Source organism: Frankia sp. BMG5.23 (assembly GCF_000685765.2).
Taxonomy (GTDB): Bacteria; Actinomycetota; Actinomycetes; order Frankiales; family Frankiaceae; genus Frankia; species Frankia casuarinae.
The window spans coordinates 1-8,271 of sequence record NZ_JDWE01000096.1; the positions used below are offsets into that span (position 1 = coordinate 1).

General features: G+C 66.5%; 5 protein-coding genes and 1 pseudogene. 5 read left to right on the forward strand and 1 reads right to left on the reverse strand.

The window, feature by feature from the left end:
• The first annotated feature begins 127 nt into the window (after positions 1 to 127).
• Genes BMG523DRAFT_RS21165 through BMG523DRAFT_RS21185 form a run of 5 tightly spaced genes read left to right on the forward strand, consistent with a single transcriptional unit; the run spans position 128 to position 6,415 of the window.
• A complete protein-coding gene (locus BMG523DRAFT_RS21165) occupies positions 128 to 1,228 on the forward strand; it encodes a 3-dehydroquinate synthase II family protein (protein WP_043592149.1) in 1,101 nt (366 codons plus the stop codon).
• Between the two features lie 40 nt (positions 1,229 to 1,268).
• Entirely contained in the window at positions 1,269 to 2,426 is a 1,158-nt protein-coding gene (locus tag BMG523DRAFT_RS21170) for an FAD-dependent monooxygenase (RefSeq protein ID WP_011436494.1), read from the forward strand.
• Entirely contained in the window at positions 2,426 to 3,700 is a 1,275-nt protein-coding gene (locus tag BMG523DRAFT_RS21175; RefSeq protein ID WP_011436493.1) for an aminotransferase class III-fold pyridoxal phosphate-dependent enzyme, read from the forward strand. The genes BMG523DRAFT_RS21170 and BMG523DRAFT_RS21175 overlap by 1 nt, the downstream gene beginning before the upstream one ends.
• Positions 3,701 to 3,704: 4 nt before the next feature.
• Positions 3,705 to 5,042, forward strand: coding sequence for a peptide ligase PGM1-related protein (locus tag BMG523DRAFT_RS21180; protein ID WP_011436492.1), 1,338 nt, complete (start codon positions 3,705 to 3,707; stop codon positions 5,040 to 5,042).
• 53 nt (positions 5,043 to 5,095) lie between these two features.
• The gene (locus BMG523DRAFT_RS21185; protein WP_011436491.1) at positions 5,096 to 6,415 is read left to right on the forward strand and encodes an NAD(P)/FAD-dependent oxidoreductase; all 1,320 of its coding nucleotides are present in this window, start codon (positions 5,096 to 5,098) and stop codon (positions 6,413 to 6,415) included.
• 866 nt (positions 6,416 to 7,281) lie between these two features.
• Here BMG523DRAFT_RS21185 and BMG523DRAFT_RS27130 read toward each other — a convergent pair.
• A pseudogene (locus BMG523DRAFT_RS27130) lies at positions 7,282 to 7,993 on the reverse strand (transposase); the annotation flags it as partial.
• Between the last annotated feature and the right edge of the window lie 278 nt (positions 7,994 to 8,271).

Genomic DNA, 8,271 nt, shown 5'->3' on the forward strand with positions numbered 1-8,271 from the left:
GCGTCACCGTTTCCGGACACCCTCGCCGTCACGTTCCGTCACAACCGTGAGGTTACGAAACGTCAGACGCCGAACACGGCTTCAGACGTAGTGCGCAGAGCCGGATACGGACGGTGGGAGAATGTCCATGAAACTGTACTGGGTTGAGATCCATGGCGCTGGACCGCTCTTGACCGCGGTCGCGGAGGAGGCGATTCACCAGAGGGTCGACGCCGTCGTCTCCGACGATCCCGCCAACCTGTCCACGTTGCCGCCGACGGTCAAGAAGGTTCTGCTGACCAAGGACGGCTCCCTGGGCGAAGACCTGGACGGCGTTGATGTCGTCATCCTCGATGCCGAACGGGAGCGGATTCACGAGCTGTCAGCTACCTACCCGCACGTCGAGTTCGGCAGGTATCTCGAGGTGACCGATGCGCAGACGCTCGATGCCGCCTGCGCAGCCGCCCAGGAATGGGCGTGGACCGTCCTCCGGTTCCGCGACGAGACGAAGATCCCGCTGGAGATCGTCCTGGCCGCGGCGCACAAGTCCCAGGGCAGCGTGATCACCGTTGTTCACGACACGGACGAGGCCAACGTCGTGCTCGGCTGCCTGGAGCGTGGCGCCGACGGCATCATGCTGGCGCCGAAGGCTGTCGGCGAGTTGTCCGCGCTTAAGGCCGTGGCCGCCGGGGGTTCCTTCTCGCTCCAGCTCGAGGAACTGGAAGTCATCGAGACCAGTCATGTGGGAATGGGCGAGCGGGCCTGCGTCGACACCTGCAGCATGTTCGGCGAGAACGAGGGAATCCTAGTGGGCTCACACTCCAAGGGAATGATCCTTGCGTGCAGCGAGACGCATCCACTGCCCTACATGCCGACACGGCAGTTTCGGGTAAACGCCGGCGCGGTTCATTCCTACACGATGTCGATGGCCGGCCGCACCAACTACCTCAGCGAGCTACAGGCGGGCGGAAGAGTGCTGGCCGTCGACGCGGACGGCCGCGCTCGGCCGGTGACCGTCGGCCGGATCAAGATCGAGACGCGACCTCTTCGAATGATCACCGCGAAGTCCCCGTCCGGCCGAGTGGCAGATCTCATCGTCCAGGACGATTGGCACGTGCGGGTTCTCGGGCCGGGCGGCGTGGTCATCAACGTCACCGAGCTCCAACCGGGTACAAAGGTGCTCGGATACCTGCCGGTCGAAGACCGGCACGTCGGCTACCCGATCGACGAGTTCTGCATCGAAAAATAGGTCCTGGCGGCCCTTACATGGATCGACGAATGGGATCGCGATGAAAAACAGTGGGCCTCGAGTCGGAATTCTTGGTGCCGGGATAGCAGGCGTGACCCTGGCGTTGATGTTGGCGGATAGTGGCGTACCTAGCGTCCTGTTCGAGCAGGCGGAACTGTCCGGCGAGATCGGCGCGGGAGTGCAGCTCGCGCCGAGCGCGGTGCGGCTGTTGCACCGATTGGGCTTGGCGGATGCCCTGCGGGAGATCGCGGTCGAGGTCGAGTCCGCACTGATGTGTCAGTGGGACGACGGAACGGTGGTCGCCCGGACACCGTTCGGGAAGGACTGCGCGGACAGGTACGGCGCGCCGTACTACACCGTGCACCGCGCCGACCTACACGCGCTGTTGACCTCCAGGCTGGAGACGCCCGTCGCCACCGGGCGGCGGTGCGTCGAGGTGACGGAGGACGACGAGTCCGTTCGACTTCTCTTCGCGGACGGCTCGACCGAGGAAGTCGGACTGCTGATCGGTGCGGACGGGATACGTTCGGTTGTCCGTTCACGCATATCGGCCGACGTCCCGTGTTTCTCAGGCGAGCTCATCTATCGGGGGCTTGTCGACGCACGGCGGCTGCCCGGAGCGTTCGGGAACTCGATCCGGGTCTGGAAAGGCACGGACGGCCACGCCGTGATGTATCCCGTCCGACGCGGCCAGCTGATCAGTGTCGCCGCGACGGTCCCGGCCGAAGAGGGCGGCCACGAGTCGTGGTCGCGGCGCGGCGACCTCACCGCGATGCGGGCCAGATACGACTGCTGGCACGACTCCGTCCGCTCGGTGCTGGCCGCCCTCGACGAGGTCACCGTGTGGGCGCTGCATGACCGTGAGCCCATCGAATGCTGGGCGACCGACCGCACCGTACTGATCGGCGACGCCGCGCATCCGATGCTGCCGTTCCTCGCTCAGGGCGCGAACCAGGCGATTGAGGACGCGACGGTCCTGGCCCTGTGCCTGGCGGACGCCGCTGACTCGCACCGGGCCGCGTTCGACCGCTACCAACGGCTACGGGTTCCGCGGGCGAGAGAGATCCTTCTTAGCTCCCGGCAGAACGCGGAGCATCTGCGGGCCGAGGAGCCTGCGTCGCGCCAGGACGCCGCGGTGACCGAGCTGCCCCTCGAGGACCACGACTGGCTCTTCGGCCATCACGCGGAGGAGGTCTGATGGGGGTCGGTACCTCAGGTTTCCACCGTCGCTCGCGGGATGTGAGCGCGAGTGGTCAGCCTCGGATCGTTCGTGCGCACGGATCGCGACTTTTCGACGACCGCGGCCGGGATTACATCGACGGCATTTCCGGCGCGACCTGCAACAATCTCGGGCACGGCATTCCAGAAATGCTCAGCGCAATGCACAAAAAGGCGGCGTTAGCGAGCTTCGCGCACCGGACGCAGTTCGCGAGCCAACCGATTGTCGACCTTACGAGAGAAATTCTCAACCTAACTGGCGCCGGCTATCGGGAGGTCCTCTACACTGACTCAGGACCTGCCGCGATCAAGCTGACACTGGACCTGGTAAGGCGACACCACGCTCTCAACGACGAGAGCGACCGGCCGATGGTTCTGACACAGCGACCGAGCCATCAGGGATCGGGTGTCGTCGCGTTCAGCATCGCCGGGCGGCCCGCTCACGACGGGAGTGCGGCCCTCGGCCGCGACAGCCCGGCCTCGTGGACACAGCGGGCGGCGCCGAACGCCGACCAACTCGGTCCCGATCTCGACGACTGGCAGCTGGCGTTCGACCGGGTCGGGCACGGGCGCGTCGCGGCCGTTCTGGTGGAGCCCATGGGAAGCGCCGACAGCGGCGCGACGGCGTTGTCCGACGAGACGCTGAGCGGCCTGCGGGAGCTATGCGACGCCAACGGGGCGCTGCTGGTCGCCGATGAGACCCTCACCGGTCTGGGCCAGGTGGGCGACTGGTTCGGACATTCCAGTTCCGGTGTAACCCCCGACCTAATCGTCATGGGGCCGGGCCTCAACGCCGGCTGCTCTCCAATCGGGGCCTGCGTGGTCGGGCAGAACGTCCGGCCGCAGCAGCTGTGCACCGGCGCGACGGCCCTCGGTCCCTCGTCGGCCGTGACGGCGCACGCCGTCCTTCGGTTTACGAAGGAACAGAACATTCCCGAGCGAGCAAGACAGATGGGTGCCTTCCTCAAACGTGAGCTCGAGGCCCTCGCAGCGCCCGTCTACTATCTCGGAGAACCACGAGGGCGGGGACTGCTATTCACCCTTCCGGTGCTGACCGGACCACGACTTTCGCAGGCGAAGGAAATCTGCGCGACGGCGATCAACTTCGGCCTGATGCTGCGCCCGACCGGCGTCGACCGGGCGACCGAGGCGGTCATCGTCGCGCCTCCGCTGACCATCGCCACTCACGAGATGAACCTTCTTGTTGATCGACTGCGGGACACCCTGCGCAACCTGGCGAACTCGATGGGATGAACCAGTGAGCACGCTGCTGATCGGAAACTCGTACAACGACAGTCTCGTCGCGGATCTCGCATCTTTTCGCGAGGCTGACCGCCAGGTGGCCGGCAACATCTCGCTCCGGATGATCTGGCTTGCCGAGCCCGGTGACATCCTCGTGCTTCCGCAGCCCCCGCGACCCGAGTTTGTGCGTTACGCGCTGACTCTGCGCGGCCTGGATGTCGACTCGGTCCTGATCATGGTTCCGCCCGCGGGCCGTCTCGGGTCGGATGTTCTCACCGGCGACCGGCTCCTCGACGGGGGCTTTCTCGCCGAACTGCGCGCCCTGGTCACGAAGCGGAACGTCGACCATGCCTGCCCCTACGTGTTCGACGCGACGACCGCCCATCTCATCAGGGAGCTGGGCCTGCACAGATCGATGCCGGGGTTCGGATTCTACGAGGCCGGCGGCGCGGACCTCGTGAATAGCAAGAGCGTGTTCCGCGCGATGGCTGGCGGTCTGGGCCTCCCGGTCACCACAGGCATCGTGGCGACCTCCAGAGCCAAGGCGCAGGAGTTCGCGGCCGATCTCGTCGCGGCGAACAGGTGCGTGATCGTCAAGCAGGACTTTCACGCCGGCGGCTACGGCAACGAGATCATCTCGCCGCGCCCCGACGTGCAGCCGCTGGGCGCGCCCAGCCTGCGGGTGCTCGATTCCCAGGACGCCGTCCGACGGCATTTCGACAGCGCCTGGTCACGTTACTCGGTCGACGGCCGCCACAAGGTGATCGTCGAGGACTATGTGCCCGACTCCATGCCGCTGGGCGCGGAGGTGAGAATCACGGCCGAGGGAAGCAGGCTGCACCATATCGGCGAGATGCGAATGGCACCGGTATTCGACGGGGTAGTGATCCCGGGGGCCGTGCTGAGCGAGAAGAACCGGGCGGAGTTCAACGACATCGTGCTGCGGGTCTGCGATTCCATCCGTGCGCTCGGATACGTCGGCCTGGCGAATATCGATGGAATCCTGACGCCCGACGGAGACCTCCTACTGACCGAGATGAACGGACGCCTCGGCGGCACCACACACCTGCACTGGATCGCCGACGCCCTGGTCGGCCACGACTATCAGACCGAATGCGTGTTGATGACGCGAAACCACTGGCATGTCTCCTCGTTCGACGACGCGGTGGCCCGGCTCAGGACGAGCGGACTGCTCTTCGAGCCGGACGCGCGTGCGGGAGTGCTGATCGGCTGCGAGCATATCCAGCAGTCGGGAGTAGTCGAGTACTGCATCGTCGCGAAGGACGTCGACGCGGCGGAGGAGATCGAGACGAGTCTTCTACGGCTCCCCGGCGGCTCGCTGGACACACCTTGAAATCACCACAGGAGGACAATGTGAAAAATTCGTTGCTCAATGGTGGGAGAGGCATGGCCGAGAATACTGAAGTCGTCGACGTTGTGGTCATCGGCGCCGGGCCGGCAGGTGCGGCGGCGGCAGCGACGCTCGCGAAGGCCGGGCGTAGCGTGATTGTGTTGGAACGGCGGACCTTTCCCCGTTTTCACATCGGCGAGTCCATGGTGCCGTTCGTCAACGCCGCGTTCGAGAAGCTGGGAATACTCGACCGGCTCAAGCAGCAGGGTTATGTCGCCAAGCATGGTGCCGAGTTCTGCCAGGGAGAGGAGGACGAGAACGTCCGCGTTTCGTTCACAACGCAGGGGCCCGGTCGCCACCACGTGACGTTCCAGGTAGAGCGGGCGCACCTGGACAATATGCTCATTCAGTTCGCGGGCGAGTGCGGTGCGCGGGTGATCCACGAGGCGACGGTACACGACCTGATAACAGAAGGCGACCGGGTCGTCGGTGTGCGCTACGAACACGACGGGACGGCTCGCGAGGTGCGGGCACAGTACGTTCTCGACGCCGGCGGGCGGGCCAGCAAGATCGCCAAGGCGTTCCGGCTGCGGAAGCCGGTCGACCGACTGAAGATGGTCGCGGTCTTCCGCCACCTCAAGGGCATCGACGAGGCGCGCAATCCCGGCTTCGAGGGCGACATCCAGGTGGGCGCCCACGAGGACGGATGGCTGTGGGCCATTCCCATCTGGCCCGACACGATGAGCGTCGGCGCGGTCATGCCGCAACAGGTGCTGCGGTCCGGCGATCCCGCCGCGCTGTTCGACGAGCACGTGTCCCGGGTACGGCGCGTCCGGGAGCGGGTCGCGGGCGCCCATCCGGTGAGCGACGTGCAGATCGAAACCGACTACTGCTACTACTCGGACCAGGTCGCGGGGCCGGGCTGGTTCCTAGCCGGCGACGCGGGCTGCTTCTTCGACCCGATCTTCTCCGGCGGTGTCTACCTCGCCACCTCCACCGGCATCCGCGCCGGCGAGTCCATCGACGCCGCCCTGCGGGAGCCGCTCCGCGCCGAGGAGCTCCAGAACGAGTACCAGCGGTTCTACAAGACCGGCTACGACATGTACGCCCGGCTGATCTACATGTACTACGAGGAGCCGGATCCTGACGCCTACCTGGCGTCCGTCGGACTCGACGACTGCGGCGACGCCTTCGCGAGCAACAAGTGGGTCGTCCGCTTCCTCTGCGGGGACTTCTTCAACGCCCGGAACAAGCTCGCCCAGGAGGTCGTCAAGGAGCGTCGCTGGGACACCTTCGCGCCGTTCGAGCGCGTCAGCGAGTGCCCGTACTACGCCGAACTGAACGAGGCGGAGGACAGGGAGCCCGTCGAGGCGTAACCCGGACCGATGGAGGTGGACCGGCGCGCACGCGGCACGGTCCCGACAGGCGGGCAGACCCGGCTAACGGTCGATCGCCGCGTTCTTCGCGAGGGCCTGATTCTCGCGAGCGTGTTCGTCCGAAGCCAGGCCTGCCCGCCACCGGCGGTCCACGATCGTGGTGAGCTGGCGCGAGTTGCCGCCCGGATGAGCGTCCGAGCGACCGGCCGCGGACCGCCATAGCGCGGCGTTCCTAGAGGGCTTGGGCTGGCGAAGTCGGTAAGGATGAGTCAGGTTCACGAGCTGCGGATCATGCTGCGAGTCCTGCCTGTTTTGAGGAGTCTCTCGAGCGCCTGGTCGTAGGCGTCCGCGGCCTTTCGGAGGGGAGTGTCCGGTCGCTGGCTCTGTCGCACTTTCTTGACACACCCGCAACTGACAGTGCTTCTCAAGGCAGAGTTCCCGCTCGTCGCCAGCCAACTCGACCAGCCGCAGTGACCACGATCACGGTCGCCTGGCGGCCCGGAAGTGCCCGGACCGCCAGGTGTTCGGAACGCTTGTTCTACTCGGTAGGCGATGTTCTGGTTGGCACGGTCACCGAGCATCGTTCCTGTTCGAGGCACGTGTGGCGACCGGCCGAACAGTGATTTCAGGGCCAACAACCAAGATCGAACGGTTCGGATGCTGGTACACATGGTCCACCCGCCCCACGCGCTCCCGTTCCGTGCTCGCTGATCTTTGATCAGCTTCGCCACCTGCCGTTATGCCTGCCCGGGGGCGACCCCCGGACCCCCGGGCGGCCGGCGTTTTTCTAGATCGGCGATCTTTGGTGGCAGCCAGGGTGGCAGCCAAAGCCCCCCACACCCCCACACCCGCTGCGGGAGCCCCACACCCGGTGGGCGGGGCGGGACGGGCAGGCGGAAGACACGGTCGGACCGCAGCCGGCTGACGAGGTCGACGGGCAGGTCGGCGAGCAGCCAGGCCAGGCGGGTGACGTCGTAGCCGGCGTCGAGGACGACGAGGATGTTCGGGGCGCCGCCGCGGTGGTGGCCGGCGGCGACGACCCGGTCGACCAGGTCGCGGAGCTGTCGGGCGGTCACCGTGGTGAGGTCGTTGCCGGGACCGAGGCGGACCGCGTCCAGCGGCGCTGTCCACGAGGTGCGGCTCGGTTCGAGGGCGGCGACGAACGAGTAGGGCCAGCCGGGGATCATCTGGGCGTTGCCCTTGCCTCGGCCGTAGGTGTGGCAGAACAGCCGGTCCGGGCTGGTGGCCGCGTCCGGGCGCAGCCACGGGCTGACGTCCACGCCCAGGATGATCCGGCCGTCGGCGGCCCGCGGCAGCGGCAGCCCGTGCCAGCGCGCGGCGCAGCCGGCCGATCTCGATGCGGCCCTGGTTGACCGCGTCGTACAGCGCGCCGTGCCCCCGGCGGTGCTCCGGGGTCAGCGACAGGCCGACCAGGTCACGAACCGGGCCGTCCGCGCACAGCACCGCGTCGGTGAGCTCGAACAGGGCATCCGCCCGCCGGGTCAGACAGTCGTAGAACTCCTGGCGGAACCGACACAGCACTTCCAGGTCCTCGACGGCGGGGACATCACGGGCCAAGCTGTCCTCCACGGCCTTATGCCTGATCACGGTGTCTTTGGCGAGAAACCAGGATCAACAGAAGGCCGCTTCACGTCACGGCGACACGCCCACCCACCCCACAACACCTCCAGGTATCACACAGCGTGACGTTCGGAGGTTAAACGGCAAGCTTAGTGGTTGAGCCTGGAAGTCCTTCGGGGTTGTTAGGCGGCCTGTGTGAGGGCTCTGGCATTTGGTTCTGACTTCACCTGACTCCCGTGATCATTGGTGTCGGGTGGTGGGACGGGCAACCGAGC